Origin of the sequence: Chitinophaga nivalis, assembly GCF_025989125.1 — a bacterium.
Taxonomy (GTDB): Bacteria; Bacteroidota; Bacteroidia; order Chitinophagales; family Chitinophagaceae; genus Chitinophaga; species Chitinophaga nivalis.
Map to the genome: position 1 here is coordinate 2,619,704 of NZ_JAPDNR010000001.1, position 25,529 is coordinate 2,645,232.

Annotated in this window: 20 protein-coding genes; 11 read left to right on the top strand and 9 right to left on the bottom strand. The window is 45.0% G+C overall.

What is annotated here, in order from left to right; translation table 11 throughout:
* Positions 1-194 precede the first annotated feature (194 nt).
* The 5 genes from OL444_RS10770 to OL444_RS10790 all read left to right on the top strand — a co-directional run bounded on the left by OL444_RS10770 (position 195) and on the right by OL444_RS10790 (position 6,213).
* On the top strand, positions 195-986 hold the full coding sequence (locus OL444_RS10770) for a hypothetical protein (protein WP_264733201.1): 792 nt from the start codon (positions 195-197) through the stop codon (positions 984-986).
* 140 nt (positions 987-1,126) lie between these two features.
* Positions 1,127-2,203 carry a hypothetical protein gene (locus OL444_RS10775; RefSeq protein ID WP_264733200.1) on the top strand — a complete coding sequence of 359 codons (1,077 nt, stop codon included), beginning with the start codon at positions 1,127-1,129 and terminating at the stop codon, positions 2,201-2,203.
* A gap of 352 nt (positions 2,204-2,555) precedes the next feature.
* Positions 2,556-2,888, top strand: coding sequence for a hypothetical protein (locus tag OL444_RS10780; RefSeq protein ID WP_264733199.1), 333 nt, complete (start codon positions 2,556-2,558; stop codon positions 2,886-2,888).
* A 312-nt stretch (positions 2,889-3,200) separates the two neighbouring features.
* A complete protein-coding gene (locus OL444_RS10785) occupies positions 3,201-4,655 on the top strand; it encodes a M48 family metalloprotease (RefSeq protein ID WP_264733198.1) in 1,455 nt (484 codons plus the stop codon).
* Between the two features lie 34 nt (positions 4,656-4,689).
* Positions 4,690-6,213, top strand: a complete 1,524-nt coding sequence (locus OL444_RS10790; protein ID WP_264733197.1) for a DUF6770 family protein — start codon at positions 4,690-4,692, stop codon at positions 6,211-6,213.
* 140 nt (positions 6,214-6,353) lie between these two features.
* On the opposite strand, the gene OL444_RS10795 is transcribed toward OL444_RS10790, so the two are convergent.
* The 3 genes from OL444_RS10795 to OL444_RS10805 are packed head-to-tail and all read right to left on the bottom strand — an operon-like array spanning position 6,354 to position 8,850.
* Positions 6,354-7,271, bottom strand: coding sequence for a terpene synthase family protein (locus tag OL444_RS10795; protein ID WP_264733196.1), 918 nt, complete (start codon positions 7,269-7,271; stop codon positions 6,354-6,356).
* 10 nt (positions 7,272-7,281) lie between these two features.
* Positions 7,282-7,737, bottom strand: a complete 456-nt coding sequence (locus tag OL444_RS10800) for a DUF4334 domain-containing protein (RefSeq protein ID WP_264733195.1) — start codon at positions 7,735-7,737, stop codon at positions 7,282-7,284.
* An 18-nt stretch (positions 7,738-7,755) separates the two neighbouring features.
* Positions 7,756-8,850 (bottom strand): NAD(P)-dependent alcohol dehydrogenase, encoded by a 1,095-nt coding sequence (locus OL444_RS10805; protein ID WP_264733194.1) that lies wholly within the window; start codon positions 8,848-8,850, stop codon positions 7,756-7,758.
* A 1,060-nt stretch (positions 8,851-9,910) separates the two neighbouring features.
* On the opposite strand from OL444_RS10805, the gene OL444_RS10810 reads away from it, so the two are divergent.
* From OL444_RS10810 to OL444_RS10825, 4 genes are all read left to right on the top strand, one after another.
* Positions 9,911-18,361, top strand: coding sequence for an IPT/TIG domain-containing protein (locus OL444_RS10810; RefSeq protein WP_264733193.1), 8,451 nt, complete (start codon positions 9,911-9,913; stop codon positions 18,359-18,361).
* Positions 18,362-18,846: 485 nt separating this feature from the next.
* Positions 18,847-19,029 (top strand): hypothetical protein, encoded by a 183-nt coding sequence (locus OL444_RS10815; protein ID WP_264733192.1) that lies wholly within the window; start codon positions 18,847-18,849, stop codon positions 19,027-19,029.
* Between the two features lie 122 nt (positions 19,030-19,151).
* Positions 19,152-19,397 (top strand): hypothetical protein, encoded by a 246-nt coding sequence (locus OL444_RS10820; RefSeq protein WP_264733191.1) that lies wholly within the window; start codon positions 19,152-19,154, stop codon positions 19,395-19,397.
* A gap of 179 nt (positions 19,398-19,576) precedes the next feature.
* The gene (locus OL444_RS10825; protein WP_264733190.1) at positions 19,577-20,428 is read left to right on the top strand and encodes a helix-turn-helix domain-containing protein; all 852 of its coding nucleotides are present in this window, start codon (positions 19,577-19,579) and stop codon (positions 20,426-20,428) included.
* On the opposite strand, the gene OL444_RS10830 is transcribed toward OL444_RS10825, so the two are convergent.
* The gene (locus tag OL444_RS10830) at positions 20,383-20,715 is read right to left on the bottom strand and encodes a putative quinol monooxygenase (protein ID WP_264733189.1); all 333 of its coding nucleotides are present in this window, start codon (positions 20,713-20,715) and stop codon (positions 20,383-20,385) included. The two genes, OL444_RS10825 and OL444_RS10830, sit on opposite strands and share 46 nt — an antisense overlap.
* A gap of 404 nt (positions 20,716-21,119) precedes the next feature.
* On the opposite strand from OL444_RS10830, the gene OL444_RS10835 reads away from it, so the two are divergent.
* Both OL444_RS10835 and OL444_RS10840 read left to right on the top strand, forming a co-directional pair.
* The gene (locus OL444_RS10835; RefSeq protein WP_264733188.1) at positions 21,120-21,602 is read left to right on the top strand and encodes a GNAT family N-acetyltransferase; all 483 of its coding nucleotides are present in this window, start codon (positions 21,120-21,122) and stop codon (positions 21,600-21,602) included.
* A 204-nt stretch (positions 21,603-21,806) separates the two neighbouring features.
* Entirely contained in the window at positions 21,807-22,388 is a 582-nt protein-coding gene (locus OL444_RS10840; RefSeq protein WP_264733187.1) for a Crp/Fnr family transcriptional regulator, read from the top strand.
* A 3-nt stretch (positions 22,389-22,391) separates the two neighbouring features.
* On the opposite strand, the gene OL444_RS10845 is transcribed toward OL444_RS10840, so the two are convergent.
* The 5 genes from OL444_RS10845 to OL444_RS10865 all read right to left on the bottom strand — a co-directional run bounded on the left by OL444_RS10845 (position 22,392) and on the right by OL444_RS10865 (position 25,515).
* The gene (locus OL444_RS10845; protein ID WP_264733186.1) at positions 22,392-23,009 is read right to left on the bottom strand and encodes an alpha/beta hydrolase; all 618 of its coding nucleotides are present in this window, start codon (positions 23,007-23,009) and stop codon (positions 22,392-22,394) included.
* A gap of 18 nt (positions 23,010-23,027) precedes the next feature.
* Positions 23,028-23,963, bottom strand: coding sequence for a ring-cleaving dioxygenase (locus OL444_RS10850; RefSeq protein ID WP_264733185.1), 936 nt, complete (start codon positions 23,961-23,963; stop codon positions 23,028-23,030).
* A gap of 11 nt (positions 23,964-23,974) precedes the next feature.
* The gene (locus OL444_RS10855; RefSeq protein ID WP_264733184.1) at positions 23,975-24,292 is read right to left on the bottom strand and encodes a hypothetical protein; all 318 of its coding nucleotides are present in this window, start codon (positions 24,290-24,292) and stop codon (positions 23,975-23,977) included.
* A gap of 11 nt (positions 24,293-24,303) precedes the next feature.
* The gene (locus tag OL444_RS10860) at positions 24,304-25,026 is read right to left on the bottom strand and encodes a pirin family protein (RefSeq protein WP_264733183.1); all 723 of its coding nucleotides are present in this window, start codon (positions 25,024-25,026) and stop codon (positions 24,304-24,306) included.
* Positions 25,027-25,179: 153 nt separating this feature from the next.
* Positions 25,180-25,515 (bottom strand): alpha/beta fold hydrolase, encoded by a 336-nt coding sequence (locus OL444_RS10865; protein WP_264733182.1) that lies wholly within the window; start codon positions 25,513-25,515, stop codon positions 25,180-25,182.
* Between the last annotated feature and the right edge of the window lie 14 nt (positions 25,516-25,529).

Here is a 25,529-nt window from a genome sequence, read left to right on the forward strand (position 1 = left end):
ATACCATTACGGTTTCCCGCAATACATCCGATCATTACCAGTGCATGCAGCCTGTTTAAGCAGTCCTGGTTACATCGTACAAGTATCCTGTCATGTGTGTGTTATAACGTAAACCAATCATTGTAATACTATCCTGTAATTGTTTTCAGGTGGAATACCGTATCAATGCTTATTAACCTCAAAAAATTGTAACGATGAAAAACCTCGTTAAAGCAGCTATATCTCCCCGTGTTATTATTATGCCGTTGGCGATGCCGCAGGGTGTTGTACAGGTGGTACGTGATGATATGCTGATAGGAGGGACCAAACAACGGGCATTATACCATTACTTAACGACTACCGCTGCAGCAGGTTATAACGAAATCGTTTATGCCAGTCCACCGCCGGCCAGCGAACAGGTAGCGCTGGCATATATGTGCCAGCAGCGGAAAGTAGCCTGTACGCTTTTTTGCTGGCAGATGGATAAACGTTATCATCCTTTTTCCTTGCAGGCAGAATCTTTCGGGGCTACCATCTATCCCTGCGATTCATTGGAGCAGGCGGAGATAGCCGCCCGGGTATATACGGAGCATACGCCGGATAGTATCAAGTTACCATTGGGTTTTAATGTACCGGCATATATAGATTGTTTAAAAGCTGAAATAGCGACTTCGTGGCAGCATGTAATAGCCGATCTGGGCTATGAACCTGCAAGGGTATGGCTACCTGCAGGTAGTGCCGTACTGAGTAATGTATTCCGGGAAGTGGTGTCAGAGGATACCCTGCTGAACTGTGTAAATGTACGGCTGTTGCCGGAGGAAGAGGAGCGGATACGGGCTGTCGCCAGCCGGGCTGGCGTACATTTGTTTCGTGCCCGGGAGTCTTTCCTGGAGCCGTGTATAGATATTCCGCCTATTCCATCCAATCCGCACTATGATGCCAAACTTTGGTATTTTATCCATCAATACGGACAACACCAGGATGTGTGGTGGAATGCAGCCAGATAAGTGAATGCCCGTATTACTTTATAGGGGCTGGCGTATGGTTAAATAAGCAGGATACACTATCTTTTCGGCTTTATAGTTACCTGTCTGGTTCTTGCTCATCAGGAGGAAGGGCCGCCGACAGGAAAAACAGACAGCGGAAAATGAATATTGTTAAAATACAGGAAATCATCCCGGATACAGGGAATAAGATATTGACGGCGACTTTAGCTGCAGCAGACGAATGTGTGGCATTAATGGATTCCGGAGAGGTGGTCAGGTATAAAGGCAGTGGGCCCGGTGAACATTTGTTTTCAACAAAAAGCAGTCTGGGATATCAGGACGGTGGTTTTGATATGACCGCGCCTTCAACCATCTATACGCTGGATAATATTGTGGTGATCGTGAATGATTATAAGCGGCATGGCTATATTCATTATCCTGGTAAATATGCGGCGATACATCTGTGGCGGGAAGATTATTATGCAGAGATATCCCGTTATGCAATTGCGTTATATAAAGATGCACAGGGCATACCGCATATCATTTATGCCGTAGCCTGGAATCACGTACAGATCATGAACCTGGATACCCTGCAGGTATTAACCGCTGCAAAATCATTGATTACAGTAGATGCAGAAGAAAGACATATTGCCTTCTATGAAAATTATAAGGAGCCTAATAGATTGCCCTGGCCATCTGCGTACGACTATTTCTTCGGCGGTCTGTTAATGTCGCCGGATCGGACTCACTTTCTAAGTGCCGGCTGGCGTTGGGGTTCCTCCGATTCCTATAGTATTTATGAGATCGATCATTTTATCCATCATCACCGGATATCAGAAAAAAATGTCAGCCATTGGGAACACAATAACCGGGCTGTTTGCTGGATAGATGCTACCACAGTAGCGGTTACTTTCCATCCCGTGAAAGATGATGATGAGGGTGCGATACCGGATGCCCCCTGTGAAGTGTATTTTTATCAGGTAGGTGGTGCAACACCGGAACTGGAGCGGAAAATAAAAATACCGGATGTGGATATCCTCACAGGTGAAATGCATTATATACCGGCATTACAGGCAATCCTGTTTTTCGGCGCGGCATCGGGTGTGACATTGTTTTCGCTGGAAGGTGCTGTGTTGTTGAGAGATGCTGCATTACAGGCGGATGCATATTATCCGGATAGCCATTTGTTGTTAAAGGTAATCGATGGGAAAATAATTGTCTTTCAGCTGCAGCTGTAATCAGCATTGCGTGTTTGTTAATAATGGTTTGGAGTCCTTATATTTAAATGTGGGTTATTGTTGTTTTTTATTTAACTTTAATGCTATCAGGATAGCCAATGTGTCACCGGGAAACCACTTTGTAAATAAAACCATACTTACTTCATTTATTACCATTACCTGAAATTCCGTTCCATATCAGGAAAACCAGTCTTATTGTATGATAGGCCTTCGTCGGGTCTGTTGTGGATGTTTATGTAACACTATTTTGTGAAATTATGTGAAACGCTTTTCGTCTGAGGCGCTGTAGTCAATCTATGCGGTATACTTCACTTTTAATCCTATAATTTCATCACTTAAAAACCATTATTCTATGGGTATTATTGTTTTTTATGACGGAAATAATGCTACGCAAGGCATTGTTCAAACGGTAGAGGATGTACCAGGACAGGATTTTAGGCCAGTCAACAATGATCAGATCAGGTCTGCTAAATTGTATGACGTACGACCTGGTTGTGAAATCAGGACGTATGATTCCCCATCTGGCAATACTGATGATGATTTTTGCGTCGTGTTGGTAAAAAGAAGTCATCCGGAGTATGTGCTGGACACATTTGAAAGAACTTATGAAGATGAATATGTAAGAGTAGTGTTTGTACGTAATAACGGCCTGGATGGACAGATTTCGAGAATCAGGATTAATTGATGCAGGTAATAAAACAAAAGCCGCATAAACGAAGGTGTTTATGCGGCTTTTGTTTTGTCAGATAAGTGTTGGGTATGATCTTTAAATGATATACTGTCTATTAATTTATTGTTAAGCGGTGTAGGATAAACTAAAAAAAAATGTATGATGAAATAGTACCTGATAAGTATACTGTACACCTGAAAGCGCGATACGATCGGATGATGTAATTATTGTGACATGTTCGTGGGATTTTTGATAATAACTGTAGGATAGACAGTTACAAAATCTATGGAGTAATTATCTTTGCGCCCTGTAACTATTTACCTGACTATGCCGATTTTTAAATCACTACTGGCTGCAAGCCTGTTAGTGTTAGGAAGTGTTGCGCTGTATGCGCAATCCCCCAAACTTTATACCTACCAGGATTTATCTCACCTGTATTATAAGCAACAAAAAGATTCACTCACTAAAGCCTGGGAGTGTCCCGGTATCTATCGGGGAAAAGCTACCCAGAGAAAGTATAGGGAGATCTGGGATAGCAGAACTGAATTTATCAGTAAAGCTATCACGGACGATAACTATGTATATGATCAGGAAATTGTTTCCTATGTAGCTGGTATTGTGGATCAGCTGATAACAGGGAACAAGCATGCTATTCCGGTAAAACCTTTTTTGCTGCTGGACAGAAGTGCGTCCGTTAATGCCTATGCAGTAGGGAATGGCGTGCTGGCGATTAATATGGGCTTACTCACGTATGTCAGGTCACGGGAAGAACTGGCACTGGTCATTGCACATGAGCTGGCGCATAATATCATGCAGCATCCGGAAGAGGCGATGAAAAAAAGAGCAGAATGGTTAACTTCTGATGAATATAAAGAATCCCTCAAATCTATACTGGACTCCAAATATGAGCGGTTAACGCGGTTGAAAAAAATCTTTGAAGAATATTCTTTTGATAGAAACCGACACCAGCGATATCATGAAAGTGATGCAGACTCTCTCGCTATTGTGCTGCTCAGGAACAGTAAAATTGCATTTGACCCGCAGGTGTTTTTACGATTGGATAGTGCCGATATGGAATATCAGCTACCCTTGATACAGCCGGTAAAAAAATATTTCGAGGCTTATAATCTTACCGTAGAAGATAGCTGGATAAGAAAACAAACCAAAGGGTTGTCTGCACGTAGTGGCTATCACGCCGAAGAAAACAGTGCACGCCGGGATTCCTTAAAAACACATCCGGATTGCGGGGAGCGCTACAAACATACGCTGCATCTAAAAAGTGCAGATAGTACCGTAACGCCTGTACCGCCCTCTATCAAAGACAGAGCAGAGAAGATATTGCTATGGAATATGTATTGCCAGGGCAATATGGCTGCTTGTTTGTACCGGATCATGCGGGCAAAAGATAATGGTGCGTCCGATACCTGGTACGACTTCATGTTTTATAATGTGATGACGCATCTGTTTAAAGCCGACCAGGAGCTGCGCCGGTTTAGTGCTATTGATGTGAAATCCAGGGAATCTGTTTCTCCTGCTTATTTCGATTTACAGACCTTGTTGGAAAAAATTCCCCGTGAACAGCTGGAACAACACTGTAAGGTATTGTATGGTGCTGCCTTCTGGAAGGGACTATCTGTGCAGGAGCGTGACTTTAAGACCCTGTTGCATCAATTTATTCAGCAGGCTGCAGAAACAGATAAAGCCAGGTTAGCACAGGAGTTTGCCGGTAAACATGGCGCCAGTATGTATCTGGAATATGCCCAGCCATTTATAAAAAAGTAATTATTCCGCTTTTCAGTTATAGAACCAGATTATTATGAAACGATTTATTATAGCATCGTTGCTATTGCCTTTATCCGTTGCGGTACATGCCCAGTCGAAAGTGTTCAAGCAGGTAGGGGCGCAGATTTCTTCGAAAATTAAAACCATCTATCAGAATAATAGCCTGGTGGGCTATTTGGTGTTTACAGAGTTGGAGAAAGCGAGTAAAGACTCTTTTAACTACCGGATCACCATGATGGATGAAAACCTGAATGATATCGGGGTCGTGAATTTCAGGGACACCAAGTTGAATCTGCGTAGTGTAACGGCAGAGGAAAATGTACTGGCGTTGGCCTATACCAAGAGTAACCTGATCGGTTCCGGCCTGGCACACCGCGGAGAGGTAAACAGGGCGATGCCTACCGCTTATCTGGCCATACAAACACAGTTTATTAGTTTGGAAGGAAAGATTATCAATAGTCATTTCCGCAAATTGAGTGTCAGAGTTAGAGAAATATTTGAACAAGATAAATTTGAGTTGGGTAGAGCAGGGTTGAAACATGATCTGCGCATACAAAATGTGAGCGGACTGGGTTTTGTGGCCTTCTATGGCGACGATAAGAGTAATCACCTGTTAGTGTTTGATAAAAACGGAAAGCTCACCCTGGAGAAAAATGTGGAAGAACGCCCGCAAGAATTTTCTATGCTGACATCAGGCCATGATGTGTACTTCCTGATGAAGCAACGGGAGAAAATGCAGGAAGGTGGTTATGAAGTAATTGGATACCATCTGGATAACGGTGTGGTGATTCCTAAATACGCGCTCAAAACGCCTAAGGGTGAATCCTTGAAAGTAGCAAATTTTGAAAATGATCCGGTGACCGGTAAACCTTATCTTTCCGGTAGTATTATTAATCCCCGGAGAGGCCATAAATATGCAACCTTTGCCAAGCTTACTAAAGGCCCTTTTATTGGCATGTTCAATGTTAGTCTGGAAGGATACCAGAAAAAGGATATCAAGGCAAGCTACAACTATTGGAATACAGGAGACAGTAAAGTAGCTACCACTAACGGACAGCTACTGGCTAATGGTTACTATGGCGTTTATGGTCCTTCCTTCAGGGATTACTATGGTAATACCTACTTTGCCGGGTCAGCTGTAAGACGCTTTATCAGTCCGGGTGGATTGCTGCCTATGCTTCTTTTTCAGGGAGCTATTCACAGATTTCAGGTGAGAGACGTGATGGTATTGAAACAAAATGTCAAAGGCGAGTTATCCTATGAAAAGGAAATTGCGGTGAAACATGGCAGAACCATGTCTGGTCCGGGAATGTATTTGTACGATCAGAAATCCTTCTTCACGGTTAATGCACCTGAAACAAAGTCTGTTTACCTGGTAATATCAGATCTTAAAAACGTGCATATCTACGATGTAAATAAAAAGCAGGTGACCCGTAGTTTTCCTTTAGTAAAGGATGGCGTGGAAACTCATGTATTCCCGGCTAAAGACGGATATATTATGATTTCCCAGTACGACAGAAAAGAAGAAGCTGTACGTTATTCTATTGAAGCGGTTTAATGGTGGTAACTGTTCGTGCATCTCTTCTTATGATATAACGGATATAACAGGCATCTATAAATAATAAAACCCGTAACGCTTTATAGCGTTACGGGTTTTATGTTGAAGGAATATGATAGAGGGCAGATGGTTATGCTGTGCTAATGCTTTTTGCGCCCCGCCTGTCCATATCTTCCGGAATCTGCTACCATCCAGGTTAAATTGGCGTGCATCCATTTCTCCAACCCAACCACATAGCTATTTAGTTCCTCGTTCCAGATATCGGATTGGGTTAGTGCGCTTCTAAGCTGCATGAATGTATCCACTTCCGCATCATGTTTATCTCTCAGGTTTTGGTAGGCGACGTTTAAGTCACAATGGTTTTCATGCTGGTATATCAGTGCATAGTTAAATACTTCTGTATGGATCTCTTTGGACAAGGAGTAAATATCATTACAAAGAATAGAAATATTGTTGGTAGCTACAATAATAGCTGCTACCAGTGGATGTTGCCGTATGGTTTCATCCAGCTCTTTGCCTTGTGCTACTTCAATGTAATCAATGCATAATAGCATAGCGCCTGCTTCCTGTCGCCAGGATAAATAATGATCCAGATCCGGAAAATGATGCGCTATTCTGAAATTATTTTCTTGTATGGATAATAAGAGATATTCCTGGAAATGCTGATGAAACCTGTTATACCAGTTGTGGGAAACATAGGGTTGTAGTGATTCTCTGAATAGCAGGAGCTGATCACATAACCAGTTCACTTTTTTTTCGGGATTATTTCCCTCCATAATGGCAATGTATTGCCGGTATATAGGTTCCACAATCGTTTGCGGGCAATGATCGTATAGGTCATCATTCAGAAAGAAGAATAGCGACAGCCGGCAAAACAGGCTTAACTTTTCCGCAGAAGTATCCGCAAATGCTCTCGCCGGCAGGTATTCAAATTTCGACACCATCACCCTTTCCTTATCTTCATTTGAAATCGGGAAGGTGGCAATCCAGGAAGCCACTTCCTCGTGAATATGACCGATCTCAGGATGTAATAAAAAGGAAAAGGGATAATGTATCATGTCATCACATTTAAATCCTTTCCAGGAAAAAATAAAAATGTTCGCCTTCTTCCAGAAATACCTTTCCTTCCATGATGCCGATGAGTGTATGCTCGTCTACCTGATGGAAATAATCAATGATGGGATAGTTGTCATATATCATTGCTGCGGTCACCTGATTCCGGAATAATATCATACGAAGAGAAGCGGCGCCCATATCGGCAAAGGTATATGGTTCGTCCTGTGCGTTCAAACAAATAAGCGGGTAGGCAGTATTGGCCGCACGTAAGGATTTGCCATACCACCGCATCGCTTCCAGTTGCTGGCGTACTTCATTGGACTGGAAATTAAAATGTCCGCCTTTCCAGTCTCCGATGAGTGTTTCTACCGTAACAGGAGGTAACTCATCGAAGAAGGTATCGAGTATGGCGCTGGTGATGTTGGCAGGATTTTGTTTGAACTGTTCAAACTTTTCTTTGGGATGCATAAGGGGTGTTTATAGTATTTACATGAGAATAACTGCTTTGATGATTTTACCTGCCTTCAGATCAGCGACGGCACGGTTGATATCTGCGAGCGGGTATTGCGTGATCATCTTGTCAATAGGTAGCTGACCGGCCTGATATAATGCCACCAGTTTAGGAATCATTTCATGTGGCCGGCAATCGCCTTCCAACACCCCGGTAACAGTTCTGCCCATACTTAGCAGAAAATAAGGCAGTGTGAGCTGGCTGTCTAATGTCCGCAAACCCAGTAGTGCGAGGATTCCCCGTGGCAACAGCGACAGGAAAGACTGGCTGATAATGTCGGGATGACCGGTGGTGTCCACAATATGATGGACGCCGTTGGGCCACTTTTCACGCAGGTAATCAGCCAATGGTTGATCGGTTGTCAGGCAGGTATGTGTGGCGCCCAGCTCCACGGCCAGGTCCAGTCTGTCGGCATGTTGATCTACGGCAATAATTTCCCGGCATTGCGCCAGATGTGCTCCGATGACGGCTGCCAGTCCTACCGGACCCACGCCACAAATGAGTATACTGCTCCCTTTATCGGGCTTGATGGTATGCAGGATGGTGCCGATACCTGTCTGAATACTACAGCCCAGGGGCCCAAGAGATGCCAGTGGCACATCCTGGGGTACTTTAACGGCATTGCGGAAATGTGTAATGGTATGGGTAGCAAAGGAAGATTGATGGAAAAACAGGCCATTGATTGTTTCCTCCCCATGTTGATAAGGGGTGGTGCCATCATCTCTTCGCCCGGATAAATTGAGTGGGAACAACTGATCGCAATAGGCTGGATGCCCGGTGGCGCAGCTACTGCAGGCGCCACAGTTTAAAAATGAAAGTACTACCTGATCGCCGGGTTGGAGGGAGGTCACCTGTTTACCCACTGCAGTGACGATGCCGGCGCCTTCATGTCCCAGGATGGCGGGTACCGGAAAGGGATATACGCCTTCCTGTACGGCAACATCGGTATGACAGATACCGGTAGCAACGAGCCTGACTAGTATTTCCTCGTCTGCAGGTGCTCCTAATGTAACAGTTTCAATACTGAACGGCTCATTATAAGCTTTCAGCATAGCAGCTTGGATATCCATGGAATAACAATTTTGTGGACAAAATTTGAATATGAATGGGATGCTGATGTTTTGATAATAGCCCTGAGCCTGTTTGTTGTACCGCTGCTATCGCTTTTGTAGCACTTCCATACGCTTGGAAATGAAGGACAGATATAAATAAATGATACGTGGTTACTGGTATGTGTCAACAAAAATAAGCATTTCGCCTGCAATGTACCTGCAAGTTGAGAGGGGAGTATAGGCTGTTTGTTGCGGGGGAGATGGTAGCAAGCTGCTATACATAGCAATAGGAGTGGTATATAATAAAGGCTATCTCCCGCAGCTTGGTCATCATAGCCTTACTTGTGGAGATAGCCTTGTTGTTAAGGTAATAAGATCAATTTGCAGGCCGCGGAGGGCAACATGCTGCACGAGTGCCTGTCGACGGGCAGCATACAGCCATGTTTAATGCATTGCACCATAGGCAAAGCGACTGTGTCACGCTGACACCGCCCTTGATCGATTGCAATTGATTTCTTTGAAGTGGAATACCGGTGAACTTTTTACTTTTCATAGTGGTTTGAATTGGAAAGTGGATGGATAAACTGTAAGACATGGAATGAGCAAGTGGAGCTTCAGGTAAGAGCAAAGTAGCATTTCCGTATTAAAGGTAGAAAGGTTAAATGCTATAACACGGCATAAATTTTCAGATTTAAAAATTGATAGTGTTCTCTCACTGGAGAGATAATACCTTTTATCTGGTATTATTTTTTTGTTATTAGTTAAAGTGTGTCATTTCTTTAACACGAAAATAAAATATGGAAAATTAAGTTTGCAAATGACTGTTTCTAAGTGTTTTTGAAAACGTCTCTTTCTATATTCATAATGGAAAATCAATAGCACACCACTATAGGAATAAGTACAGGAGCAGTTATCAAGATAAATTCAATCCATCTGTGATAGATCAGAAAATATCCGGTTCCTGTACACTACCGGCAATCAGGAGCTACTATTTACTGTGCAGTCACTTTTAAAATCCTAAACTTCAATTACTTTTGCCCATCATTTAAGAATTGCCCAATACCTAGTAACTATACTCATGAATCAATTGAAGCGTTTTTTGCTGTTGTTGATCCCTACAATAGCATTCCTACAGTCTTATGCCCAGTATGTTTCCATAGATGGATTTGCGCCACTTGCCGATTATACCGGAGGAACTGTGACTATTTTCGGTAATGGTTTTGGAAGCAATCCTCCTGCCCATACCGTCTATTTTGGGCCTGCAAAAGCTTATGTAAAATCTGTCGGCATGTTTGGCTTAGAGGTAATTGTTCCGCATGGTACGGGATATGGTCCGGTGTCTGTCAGTTATAATGGGTATACCAGTTATTCGGCAAATCCTTTTACACCCAGAACAAATTGGATCAATGTAGCTTCCCATAGTTATACTAACAGTGGCGAATATACGCTGTCAACAGGTTTTACCAGGTATGCAGGTCTATGTGATATGGATGCGGATGGAAAGCCGGATATTGTTGGCGTTCAATGTGCCGCCAACGGACAAAAAAATGAACTTTTTATTTTACATAACAAGATGGAGACAGAGGGTCCGGCTGAATACCAATACAATGCTGTCAGCAACACGATAGCAGATCCTAAAGGAATGGTACTGGAAGATATCGATAATGATGGATTGAGAGATATTGTGGTGGCCAGTGGGAAAGGAACGGTCTCCATTTTTATGAATACCTCCGTTAAGGGAAACCTGCAGTTCAGGGAACTGTCTGTCCCATTGGGTACTATCCCGCTGGGAATACAGATCGGTGACTTCGATAAAGATAAGTTGTCTGATATGGCGATTCTTACGGCTACCAATCAGATACGTTTTTACAAAAACAAGAGCACCTATGGGAACATCCAATTTGCCAGCACAGACAGTGTAGAGGTTGGCCGGGGCAATGGATACCTGCTTCGCTGGGATATCGACCGGGATGGCAGGCCGGATATCATCTCGGTAAATGAAACAGACAATACTATCTCCATTCTTATCAACACCAGCGAATACAATGCGATGTCTTTTGCACCGGTTAAAACGGTAGCCGTAGGACAACAACCCGTTTGTGTGAAGGTTGCTGATCTTAACAACGATTATGTGCAGGAGATCATTGTTGGTAATGCCGGCTCTCAGTCCCTGTCTATTATACGTGCGCAAAACGTCAACGGGCAGACGGACTATACAACGGTACAAACCATTCCAGTGGGTGTGGCTATGAATGATATACAGCTGACTGATTTCAATGGGGATAGAAACCTGGATCTCGCCCTCAGCAACCGTGCGGCACAGGGGCCGGTACTACTGGCTCTCAACGGGAGTGACCAGGGAGGGAATATCAGTTTCCTGCCATTTGTACAGGTTCCATCCGGTGGAAATGGTCAGCAGCTGATCGTGGGAGATATTAACCTGGATAACAGTCCGGATATCGTTACTGCAGGTAGCACGGTCATTAGTTTGCTGCATACCGGAAAAATACCTGAGGTGCAGCGTTTTACGCCCGCCACCAGTGGTCGTGGAGAAGCCACTATGATTATCGGATCCAGTTTCGATTATGCTACCAGTGTAACATTTGGGGGCACTCCGGCAGATTCTTTCCGGGTAGTAAATGCCGATACCATCATTGCCTATGTTGGCAAAGGACAATCTGGTAATATAACCGTAACTACGCCTATTGGTACCAGTAGTATTGGCGGCTTCGTTTTCAACGAACAACCCGTTATCCGGAAAGTTACGCCACTAGCAGCGAAAACCGGAGATACTATTCTCATCGAAGGGGTTAACCTGGATAATACCACCAACGTCACTTTTGGCGGAGAGCCTGCCAGCTTTTTCCGGATTAATACGGCTGTGAGTATCAGTGCCGTGGTAGGAGCAGGGTACAGTGGTGATATCAAAGTTTTCAACACAAATGATTCCGCAGTATATAATGGATTTGTGGTCAAAGCAACCCCTGTTATCAGCAGCTTTACACCCTTATCGGCACGCAGTGGGGATACTATCCATATTTACGGCTATAATTTCGCCCATATCAAAGCCATTACAATCGGCGGCGTACCGGCAGATACCTTTGGGGGTGTCAGTCCGGGAAGACTGATTGCCATTGTTGGCAGCGGGGCTACAGGAGATATTGTTGTTACTACAGCCTATGGTACCGACAGTAAATCCGGATTCAGCTATAGCGATTTTCCTGCTATTATACAGGTAGCCCCAATGGCGGGAGACAACAGTACCACGATTACCATTACGGGTAATAACTTCAATAAGGTGACTGCGGTATCTTTCGGAGGAGTGCCGGCTACTTCCTTTACTATTGTTTCGCCAACAACGATTACCGCCATACCTGGTAATGGTAATAACGGGAAAGTGATGGTTACCAACGCCGCAGGTACTGCGGTGAAAGAGGGCTTCACTTATACTTCCACGCCTTTTATTACTGCCATCACGCCGGCAAGAAGTAGTAACGGGGCTACTGTACGTATCAGTGGCGCTAAGTTTTCCGGTATAACTGCCGTTACTATCGGGAATGTTGCGGCTACTACCTACACAGTGGAAGCAGATACGGTTATCACGGCAACGACAGGTGCTTTCGCTCCCGGTAAATGGACCGTAGCCGTGAGTAACGAGACACATACTGCTACCTATAACTATTTCTACAATGGCCCGATCATCCATAGCTTTAGTCCTGCAAGTGGCGCAGCTGGTAGCCTGGTGACGATAAACGGCGCCAATTTCAATACTGATCCGCTTCGGAATATTGTATACTTTGGTGCTACAAAGGCTGTCGTGAAATCTGCTACTACCGGAACACTAGTGGTAGCGGTACCTACCGGGGCATTACCGGAACCTATTTCGGTGGCCAGCGATGGTTTGATTGCCTATACGGCGAATGCGTTCCTGCCCACTTTTCAGGGTACAGACAGCGCATTGACTGCCGGTTCATTTGCTGCTCCTATTCAAATAGATGGAGTTGCCAGCATAAGTAATATTTTTATTACAGACCTGGATGGCGATAGCCTGCCTGATATTTTCCTCACCCGTAAATATGACCGTTCGTTTTCTGTTTTCCGGAATAATGGCAGTTATGGCGTCGTATCCTTCGATGCTAAAAAGGATTTCTATGGAGGATATGACAGCCAGATAGCTGCAGTGGCGGATTTCAATGGAGACGGACTCAGTGATGTGGCGGCGGAAAGTCTTTATGGCAATGATATCGGCATATTCCGTAACACCAGTACCATTGGTAATATTAGTTTTTATGAAGATCAGCGATTCAATAGCGGCAAGGTGACAGCCATGGCGGCAGCGGACCTCGACGGCGATGGCAGCGCAGAGCTGGTGACCGGATCCACATCTGCTCAACAACTGAGGATTTATGCTAATCAAGGTACGCGCGATGGCGTATCATTGCGTGCTATCACAGATGTTCTGATTGCCGGATTCTGTAACGGCATTACCATCGCAGATGTGGACGGCGACGGGCGCCCGGATATTATGCTTCCCAACAGTGCAGGCCACTTCATTTCTATATTGCGTAATACCAGTACTCCCGGCCACTTGTCATTTGCACCGTTTCAAAACCTCCGCATCGATGGCGGTTCATCAGAAGTCTTGCTGAAAGATATGGACGGTGATAATAAACCAGACCTGATATTCCTGTTCAATAAAGAGGTCGGCATCTTCAAAAATAATAGCAGACCAGGTAAAATAGCTTTTACTGATCGCATAACAGCCCATATCGGAAGAAATGCCGGCTTCCTGACAGTAGCTGATTTTGATGGTGACAATTTGCTGGATGTTGCAGTGGGTAACGAGGGCATTACCTTGTTCAAAAATACCAGTAGCAATGGACAAATAAGTCTTGCTACCGGTGTTTTCATCAAGGAGTATATTGCAGGTATTACATCGGGCGATCTTAACGGAGATGGAAAGCCGGATCTGATAGGTATAAACTATGCTTACACAAAGCACCGGCTATCTATCTATAAAAATAATGCTGCAAAACATAAAGAACCATTGATCTCCACCATCACGCCAAACAGGGCGATAGCAGGAGATACGGTTATCATCCGGGGTAAGCATTTTATCGGAGCGACAGCTGTTGGGCTGGGGGGAATTTCCGTGGCGGCATATAAAGTGCTGGCTGATAGCGTCATCAAGGCCGTAGTTGCTGCCGGAAAAACTGGTTATGTACATGTAACTACGCCATATGGTACTGCCACGTTAGCGGGCTTTGTTAGCCCGCCGCACATTACTGCCTTTACGCCGGCATCCGGAAAAATCGGAGATACAATTACCATTACCGGTAGCGGACTAAACTCCGCGTATCTGATAGCGTTTGGTAGATCACCGGAACAAGTAGACGCTTCCTATACAAAAGCCTTGTCCCCTACCACCGTAAAGGCCGTAGTGGGAGATGGCGCCAGCGGTAATATTTACATTTATGGAAATGATGGTGTTGATTCCATCAGCGGTTTTACATTTATTCCGCCACCGCCGGAGATTACTTCCTTTACACCACAGCCGGCAAATAGCGGTGCGGCGGTCACCATCACCGGAAAGTATTTCACCCATGTATCCAGCGTGAAGTTCGGAGGTGTACCTGCGGATTCCGTTATTATCCTGTCAGATAAAAAAATGATCGTGATAGTGGGCAAAGGGGCAAGCGGAGAGGTGACGCTCACATCTCCTACAGGCACCGGTAGCAGGAGTGGTTTCATTTGTTTGCCAGGCAGTCCGCAGATTACAGGTTTTACACCCGATAAAGGTAATATTGGTACCCGGGTAACAATCCGTGGACGCTACTTCCATACCACCCCCGACAAAAACACCGTTTATTTTGGCGCGGTACGGGCGGTTGTGCTGGAGGCTACAGATACTACTCTGACAGTAAGCGTACCATTGGGCGCATCGCATCAGCCCATTACCGTGACGGCTAATGGACTGACAGCGCAGGCTTCAAAGGCCTTCACAGTCACTTTTGCTGGTGGCGTGTTAAATGCTGGTTCATTTGTTAAAAGTGCCAGTTATCAGATAGGTAGTTTTCCCGCTAACCTGCAGGCACACGACCTGGATGGAGATCAGCAGGTAGATCTCGTTGCGGCATATGTGCATGGGAGTGGCGTGAAATCCGTACTCCAAAATAAGGGAGGTGCAACATTTGGCGCTGTTCAAACCACGCCTATTGGCATAAGTATTACAGATGCGGAACTCACCGACATGGATGGTGATGGTAACCGGGATCTGGTAGTATCACAGGGAGCAGACTTCCTCTCGGTCGGCGTGTCCAGAAATATTTCTGTTCCGGGTAAGATCAGTTTTGATACACATAAAATGTTGGAGCTTATTAGTCTTGCAGATAACCGTATGACAACCGGTGATATAGATGGTGATGGCAGGCCGGATGTATATGTAATGAGTCTTAATGGCAAATCAGCAAGGATTGGTCGCAATATCAGCACCGATTCAACGATGAAACTGGAGGAGCTGGGTTACATGGGCTTTAGTTTTGGCGCCTTTGCGGCAACGATCTGCGATATGGATGGTGACGGTAGGAGGGAGATCCTAACGGCTGCACCCGGAGATGGAGGCGTTGTTATCTATACCAATAATTCCCTGAGAGGAATTATTTCATTGGGCAAACGGGATGAAATCCACGGTATGACGTATCGGGTGTGGGCAGTAGATCTCGATGGCGACAACAAACCCGAACTGATTACTAGTCTGAATAGTAATACGCTTGCTATCCATAAAAATAACGCCACACCGGGTAACATTGTAATGGGAACCCGGATTGAATTGCCGTTAGGTTATACCTTTGACAAAATAGCTGTCGGCGACCTGGATGGCGATGGGAAGCCGGATCTGGCCGTGCCCGGCGGCAATGATAAGAAGATCACCGTATTCCGGAACCTGTCTGATAATAACCAACTTTCGTTTGCACCGAGAATCGATTACACCGCTGATGGAAGGCCCGCATCTATCGTGATCTCTGACCTGAATGCAGATGGCAAACCAGATATTGCTACCGCTGATATGGATGGTACGGTATCGGTTTATCTCAATAAGATGAATGCCGCATTACAACCGGTTATCCGGTCTTTCACGCCTGATTCCGCGAAACATAATAGCGTGGTTACCATTTCCGGTCAGCGGTTTACAGGAGCTACCGGCGTATCCTTTGGAGGCCGTCCTGCAACCAGCTTCCAGGTGTTGAATGATACGACTATCACTGCTGTTGTAGCTTATGGCAACAATGGAATAGTAGCGGTAGTGACACCAGTTGGCGTTGCTTCCAAAGATAGTTTTGTATTTATTCCGGAAACCCCGGTTTTAACCAGGTTTTCACCGGCCAGCGGTACACGCCGGACCAAAGTAACCATTACCGGTAAATTCCTTACCGGCACCAAAGCTGTTACTTTTGGAGGCATGCCTGCCCAGTCATTTACCATCGTATCTGATAGTGTAGTCACCGCTATTGTTGGCGGCGGTAATAGTGGTCATGTTGTGGTAGCTGGCGAAATCAAAAAAGATTCGCTGCCAGGTTTTACTTACCTGCCACCGGTTCCTGTGATAGCTGCTTTCACCCCTGCCGTTGCAACGAAACTGGATACGGTAACCATTAAAGGACAACAGCTCGACCTCGTTACCAGTGTATCCTTTGGCGGCGTAGCTGCAAAAAATTTCATTGTCATAAATGATTCTACCCTGAAAGCGATCGTAGGAGATGGTAAGTCTGGCAATATCGACGTGCAATCACCTGCAGGAACGGCTACCCATAGTGGTTTTATATTCAAAACACCACTGCCGGTATTATCAGATGTTATCCCTTACCAGGGACGTGAAGGTGATACTATTACGCTCAGTGGTTATAATTTGCAATGGGTGAACGCTGTCTCTTTTGGTGGTGTTGCTGCCACTTCCATACGTGTACTGTCAGACAACACAGTAACAGCGGTATTAGGGAAAGGCGCAGCGGGTACCGTCAGGATTACCTCACCAGGGGGCAGTGCAGAATGGGGGGCTTTCGGATTTATCTATCCTGCGCCTAAGATTACCGGTTTTAGCCCAATGGCTGCTAAATCCGGTAAAACTATTACGATCAAAGGCACTGGCTTGTCTGGTGTTTATGAAGTGTTTTTAGGAGGCGCCGCCACAAAGAATCTCACTGCTTTATCCGACAGTGTGATAACGGTGACCGTCGGCGAGGGTGCAACCGGTCCTGTAAAAGTTACCGGCTATTGGGGAACCGATACACTGAGTGAATTTACCTTTATCGAGCCGAATCCTGTCATTACCCATTTCAGTCCGGCTATTGCGGCAAAAGGAGAAACGGTGACGATTTATGGACAGGATCTGCAAAAAGCATACGCGGTAACGTTTGGTGGTGCATATGCCGCTTCGATGAAATTACTTTCGGATAGTGTCATTACTGCCGTGGTGGGCGACGGTGCATCCGGAGAGGTATCGGTATTGTTGAGGACTGGTAATGAAGTAACACGAAGCGGGTTCACCTACCGCTCGCCCGGGATAATTGTCTGGAACTTCAGTCCTGCCAGGGCCACCACAGGAGGCACTGTCTTTATTTATGGCAGTGATTTCCATGATATAACGGATGTACAGTTTGGAGGAGTGTCTGCCAGCAGCTTTGAGCTGGTATCATCAGCGATGGTGACGGCGGTTGTTGGACCCGGAGCTTCAGGAGCGGTTACTGTAATAGCTGGTGACCAGAGATCGGAGGCACAGGGCTTTACTTTCCTCCCGCAACCGATCATCGATAGTTTCACACCGGCAACCGCGCAGGAAGGTAGTATCGTTATGATCAGGGGGCGTTCCTTTAGTGGTGCTACCCATGTAATCTTTGGCGGACAAACCGCTACATCGTTCACTGTGGTGACAGATAACCTGATACGGGCTACTGTAGGAAAAGGCGCCAGTGGAGACGTAATGATAGCCTTACCAACGGGAGCAACGGGTAAACGAAGTGGGTTCATCTTCCTCAATGATTCTATTGCCATTACTGTTGCCGGGTTTACACCTGCAAGCGGCGCAGCTGGGGCTACTATCACTATAACAGGAAAGGGTTTCCGTAATGCTACGGCTGTTTCCTTTGGTGGGGTGCCGGCTGCTGCTTTCCGGGTAATATCAGATAGTGTGATCAGTGCAGTAGTAGGTAATGGTGGCAATGGTGCAGTAGATGTGTCTTCCAGATTTAATTTTACCAGTTCGCTGGATGGATTTACCTATCTGGGTGAAGCAGCGCCATTACGTTTCTATCCTAATCCGGCGGTAGGATATACCTGGATAGATCACCCGGTATCCAACGAGGCAAAACTTTTTTTATTGAACCTGGCTGGCGATATATTAAGAGTAATACCAGCCACGCCGGGGAGTGGTAAAACACAGTTTAACTTAAGTGGTATTCAACCGGGATATTATTATATTTCCTGGAGGGATGGAAGCCAATCGATATCAAAGGCGATTGTTATTTCGCAGTAATCATCACTTTATAAAAAATAAAAACGGGCAACCTTACTGAAAGGTTGCCCGTTTGATTTGTAAAGATTGATTTTACTTTATCAAGCGATAATATCCATCAGCACACCCAAATACCCTATCACTCCAACTGGCTAAAATCGGTCAATAATCAGGTAATTTATATCAAATGAGAAACCCCTGAAAGCACCATATTTGTATGGATATTGACTGTCCCCGTTATGAAGCCGGTGTGCTTCCTGGCCAGACGCTGTAAAGAACCCTGTTTATTGTTTAACAAGTAAACCCATTCATTTGCTTAAAGGTTTATATATAAAGAGAGAAAGAATTATTTGCTTATGCTGCTTTGTTTTTGTGTAAAATTTCTCCGTTAGATCACGCGGTATCAAAATAATCACCTGAAAATACTATATCGTTCTATCACCTGTACTGCCTTGCTGGAGGCGGCTGGGGATGTTTATTCTTTTACTCAAAAACAATAATCAGTTATGAAAAAGAAAGTATCAAAAAAGTTGAATTTAAAGAAATTAGCAGTGGCAAATCTGCAATTAATTAATCCGGAAACCATCAAAGGTGGAGCTCCCAGACCGACTTCTTCTGTTTGGATCTGCGATGGATGTGGTGGCAATACTACTATCTCCTGTGGCGGCGCCGGTTACCCATGTGACTGAGGCTGATAGTTTCCCCACATGCAACTACCACTGCCTGATGCTGGTCAGGCAGTGGTGGTATTAAAATCGTATATCCATTACCGTATTATAATAACTGTTTTAAGTATTTTAACCCTTTTAGTATGAAAAAGAAAACGACAAAAAAATTAACGCTGAAAATGCTGACCATTTCGCGTTTAACCACGGATGATGCACAGTTCATTCACGGTGGCGACGGACCTACTGCTCCTACTACGACCAGTCCCACCGGCCCTACTACTATCAGTCCTACCGGTCCTACTACAATAATAGGACCTACGGGGCCGACTACGGTAAGACCTGATCTGTGTGGAACGAGAAATTGTACAGTTGCCTGTCCGCACGGGTGATCTTTGTCCATCATGCTTCCTATAATAAAAAACTCCCCTCAGGTGAAGACCAGGGGGAGTTTACTTGTTGATGGACTTTGAACAGACTAATAGAAAAGGTTACCTTATTAACGGCAGCTATCCGTGGTGTAATGCCTGTTGCATTTTATTATACTACAGGTAAATTTTAACTTTATAATATGGATGTCCTGCTAAAGAAAACGTCTTATCAGCCGCCGCCGCAGCTGCGCCCATATATCGACCGCTGCTGGACCTGTGAAGGGATGGCTGCTGGGGATGCACAGCCTACAATGGCCGCAGGCACCGGTGCGGAAATGATTTTTCAGCTCAAAGCACCTATGACCATTGTTGCAAAGGATAGTACCTTTTATACCCCTCCTGTTCATACGATTTATTGTATCCGCCATCAGTATTATAAAGCACGGATCAACCATACGCATAGCTTTATTGCCGTGCGGTTTAAAGCAGGCGCCATCCGGCATTTCTGTCCTTCTCCGGTGGCGGCTATCACGGAACAGTTTCCGGATATAAATATGCTTTATGGAGACGAAGGTAAAAGGCTGACGGAAAGTTTATACAATAGTAACAGCTTGTCACAGCAGCTGGCATTGATCTGGGATTTTCTGCTGCGGCTTTTAAACAACTATCATCGCCCGCATACCCTGGTAGACGAAGCCGTGAGGCAGTTGTATTACAATCGGGAGCTGCCTGATCTGATTACTTTCAGCGCCAGCCTGGGCAGCAGCTATCGCCAGTTTGAGCGGCTTTTTATCAACTACATAGGCGTCACCCCCAAATCATTTCAACAGACGGCGCGCCTGAATAATACCTTAAAACATCTTTTATTCCGCGAGATCAGCAATTATCTGCCGGTGGCATTCGATTTCGGATATTATGATCAGTCGCACTTCATCAAAGCCTGCAGACGGTTTTTCGGTGATAAACCCGTTGCGATTCTGTCTCCAGCGGGCAGGAATCAGCATTTTTATTTACCCTCTTTTAATGCATCCGGCTCGATCGATAGAAAATAAACCTGTAGATCCTTCGATTTCCATCCTTCCATCTTTTTAACAAATGCGGCCAGGTAGGGTTGCAGGAAATGATGTTGAAGGCTTTCCTGATTCCGATAGTGTTCTATCAAGGTAAATGCGCCTGCTACGCCTGGTTCCGGATAATACGTGTAATCTATACAACCCGGCTCTTTTCTCGTTTGTATGGCCAATGTTTCCAGGGCCTGCCGGAATTCTTCGATGGATACCGGCTGGATAAATAGTTTTGCGATAACGAATTTTTCTGTTGTGGTAATGTGCGTGTGCATGATGGGAGATTTATCAGGAAGTAATTTGCGCCGGTCCGTTATGGGACGGCTGAAAGCCGGTATGGCCAATAGTATGCAGGCAAGCTGCCATAAACATCGCCTGGTATAATACCTCAATAGCATGATGGATGATTTTAAATGATAAGGCAAAACTAGTCCTTGCTATTGCGGGAAAATTGTAAAAATCTGCCATTGAATGTAAATAACTGGTATGAACAGCGCTATCTTTTTCAGGTCGGCATCCTGAAAAAATGCTACATTTATTTTGTACATCGCCGGTGGACATTCCGCCGGCATAAAATGGGTTACAGGTTTTATCTTACACCCCGTTTCCAGCCTTCTACCTAATAGTAATCGTTGTACGTTGACTTTAAAATAATATTGCCACTTAAAATTTCACGATCATGAAAAACACACCTGTCACATTAACTATCACGGAAAAGGATGATTTAAACACATTTTTTCAATTTCAGTTGGATAAAGAAGCCAATTATTTAGCGGCTTTCACGGCTAAAGATCCCAGCGACAAAAATGCCTATATAGAGAAGTATTCCAAATTTTTATTTGACCCGACCATCCATATGTGTACCATCAGTGTGAATGATGAAATCGTAGGGAGTATTGCAAAATTTATGATGGAAGGTGAGGCGGAGATTACTTATTGGATAGATCGGAAATACTGGGGACAGGGAATTGGTACTATGGCGCTGCAAGACTTTTTGAAAATCGAAAAAATAAGGCCTATACGTGGCCGGGTGGCATTCGATAATTATGGTTCACAAAAGGTGTTAGAGAAATGTGGTTTTGTGAAAACAGGAACCGATAGGGGATTTGCCAATGCCCGGCAAGCAGAAATAGAAGAGTTTATTTATAAATTATCCGTCTGAATCATTTGATATTCCATTACAGGATACCGATTGAAATGCCATAAAATTACGGGATATCATAAAATGTTGTTGCTGTAAAAATGGCTACATTGCATTGGTAACTATTTAGATATGGAATGTATGTGTGGTTGGGTAATACCTGCCCGTTGCTTTTGTCCGGTGGCCGGAGCAGCACAAACACGAATATCTTATCTTTAATAAACTATGTTTGAACAGATTGACCAATACGTTGACCGTATTATATCACTTACACCAGAAGAGCGGGAAGTATTTCATTCCCTGCTGAAATTCAGGCGGGTGAGAAAGCGTACTTACCTGTTGCAGGAAAACGACATCTGCGATTTTGAGGCGTATATTGTCAAAGGATGTATTCGGACCTATTATCTGAGTGATGATGGTACAGAAACCATACTTTCCTTTGCCATAGAAGATTGGTGGGTAAGTGATCCGTACAGTTTTACAGAACAGACGCCTTCCAATATGTTTATCGAATCACTGGAAGATTGTGAGTTGCTGATAATTGACTATAAAAGCAAAGCAACGCTGTATGAAAAAATACCCAAGTTTGAAACGTTGTTTCGCCTGTTGATACAAAGATCACTCTTTGCGCTGCAGAAGCGTTTCCACAGCCTTGTTTCGCAAACTGCCGAACAGCGGTACCTGGCTTTTATCGAGAAATACCCCCAGGTGGTACAGCGTGTACCACAGAACCAGATTGCCCGTTACCTGGGAGTATCGCCTGAATTTTTGAGCAAAGTGCGCAGCACCATGCATAAAAAGAAATAGCGGTTAGCTGAATATTAGTTCATTAGCCAGTCTGATCTCATCTTCGATAATCGTATGTCCCATATCATCGTAGATTTTTTCTGTTACATGGGCGCCCATTGCCTGCAATAAAGCAGTTGATTCATGTACCCGTTGCACGGGTACATGAAAATCGGGGTTAGAACTGCCAATGAAAACCGGCATGCCCGCAAATGTTCCGGTATAGTTTTCCGGGTAAACCTGATCGCCAATCAGGCCTCCTGTGAAGGCAACCGCGCCGCCATATCTTGCGGCATTTCTGGCGATGAATTCGAGGGTCAGACAGGCGCCCTGAGAAAATCCCATAAAGTAAATATGCTCGCGGGCGATGCCCTGTTGTTGCAATCCGTCTGTCATCTTTTTTAGCAGATCCAGTGCGGAAGACAGCCACGGCTCATTCTGTGCCGGCGGAGCCAGGAAGGACTGCGGGTACCAGGAATGATTGGTAGCCTGAGGCGCCAGTAACGCAAAGTCATCCACCGGGAACCAGTTGGCGAGTGACAGGATATCTGTTGCCGAAGCACCTCTGCCATGTACCAGGATCAACGCTTTCGAAGCAGCGGTTATAGGCTTTCCCGAGGTGATAATATTTTCTGTATGCATAAAAATCTCCTGTTAAAATTATTTCAATACCGGTAACAACTTTTCTATCTCTTCTCTGGCTGCCTCATATTGGTCGGGGAGCTGGAGACTTGTACCGAGTTGTTCGAGTGGCTCATCTACTGTAAAACCAGGGTTGTCGGTCGCTATTTCAAATAACACGCCACCTGGCTCCCTGAAATAGAGAGAGTAGAAATAATCCCGGTCTATTTTAGGCGTAATCTGTAATCCTTTGCTCAATATCTTTTCGCGGTATTCCATCTGAATATCATCGTTGGCTACCCTGAAAGCCACATGGTGATTGATACCACCGCCATTAAGACCGCGTTTGCCATCAGGTAATGCCAGCAAGTCGATGATAGCTGCATGGGGTACTGCATCAGTAGCAAAGCGATAACGATTGCCTTCCTGGGAAAGCAGGTGATAACCGAATATATCCGTCAGCACGTCGGCAGTAGCATCTATTTCTTTCAATGACAAAGTGGTACTGTGGAATCCCCTGGTTGCTATATCTGCTTTTACTTCCGCTGTTTGCCATGGTATTCTGGTATCTGGTACGGAAGGTACGAGCAGGGTGATATGCAGCCCATCAGGATCCGTGAAGGAGAGATAAGACTCGCCGAAACGTTCCTGTATTTCGGAAAAGGCAACATTAAAACGCGACAGCCGTTCTTTCCAGGCCTCCAGGCTACCTGCAGGCACTGCATAGGTAATCTCAGTGGCCATACCTGTTCCTGCACGACCAGGTGTAATATTTGCCCAGGGAAAGAACGTCAGGATAGTGCCAGGCGTGCCCTGTTCATTCCCATAATAGAAGTGATAAGTACCCGGATCATCGAAGTTGACCGTTTTCTTTACCATTCTGAGCCCAAGTACCTGTGTGTAAAAATCATAGTTGCGTTGGGCATCTCCTGCAATAGCAGTAATATGGTGAAGCCCCAGTATTTGTTTTTCCATCCTGTTTTAATTTATTGTTGGTGATCTAGTGCGGCGCGCAGTTCATTTTCGAGCAATCCACTGCCACCTCCATAATGTCTTATAATAATTGTTGTTAAATGACGTGCTGTTACTGCTGCACGGAATGCGGCTTCATCGGTCGTACTTACGCCTACGCAGAGTAGAATGGCATCATAGTTTCCCGTGCCGATTTTTTCCAATGCTGCAGCGGGGGTGAGTGCTATCACACCTTCCCAGCCATCGTGGCTGTTAAGCAGCCGTTCTACTACTTGCATAATGGCAGCATCATATCCGATAGCCAGTAGTTTTAATTGTATGTTGTTGTTCATGTTAGTAATTGTTACGGATGAATATGCATGGGTACCTCCATGATCAATAAACGGGCGTTATTATTCTCCGCTTTCACGGTTATACCGGAAGTATCCCATATCCCCAGTCCGTCTCTGGCAGACAGCTCTTTACCATCAATGGTGAAACGTCCTGCTATCGCGAATGCATATACGCCGTTGCCTGGTTGATGTACCGGATAAGTAAAGGAGCTGCCGGCGTCAAAATTTCCCATGCTGAACCATACATCTTTGCGGACATATATTCCGTTGGAATCGTCTGGCGCAATAAAGGTATGCAGCTGATTACCGGTGGCATGTTGTGTCAGGTCGCCCAGGGTATATCGTGGCGGTGTATTCAGCACTTCCGGGTAAACCCATATCTGGAGAAATTCGGCTACTTCTTCGGTGCTGTTATTGTATTCACTGTGAAACAGACCGCTGCCGGCATGCATGACCTGAATAGTGCCTGCAGCTGCAACAGCCTTATTGCCTGCGGAGTCTTCATGTTTAAGACTTCCTTTCAGCGGAATGCTGATAATTTCCATATTGTCATGCGGATGAAGTCCAAATCCTTTACCTCCCGGCAAGCTGTCGTCATTCAGTACCCGCAGTGCACCAAAGCCCATCCGCCTGGGGTTGTAATAATCGCCAAAACTGAATGTCTTCCGGCTATCCAGCCAGTCATGATGAGCATGCTCCCGGGTAGCTGATTGGTGAAAAATATACTGTGCCATTGCTTTTACATTTATAGAACAAAGTTCCGTTGTATCAGTTTTCTCGCCTATAAACCAGATTAAGAAACCGGCTTAATCTAGATTAAGAATTTCGGACTCCTGTAAAGTCAATGGCCCGGAGGAACTCTGGGCCATTGATTACCATATAGTGGCTTATATTATGCTTTGATAAAGGCCAGCATAGCAGCTTCGGTTGTAGGCATGCCATGGGGGGAAGCCGGGATAGGAAATCAGCTGTCCGTTCTTCAACAGTTTAGCTGCAATCACAGCCGTAGTAGCAATGGGAACAATCTGGTCATCTTCACCATGCATGACCAACACAGGAATATCTACACTTTTAAGGTCGGCAGTAAAATCAGTTGCTGAAAATGTTTTAATACAATCATAGAGGGCTTTGATAGCGCCCATCATTCCCTGCCGCCACCAATTATCCATAATGCCCTGTGATTTTTTGGCGCCTTCCCGATTGTAGCCATAGAAGGGAATCATGAAGTCCTGAAAAA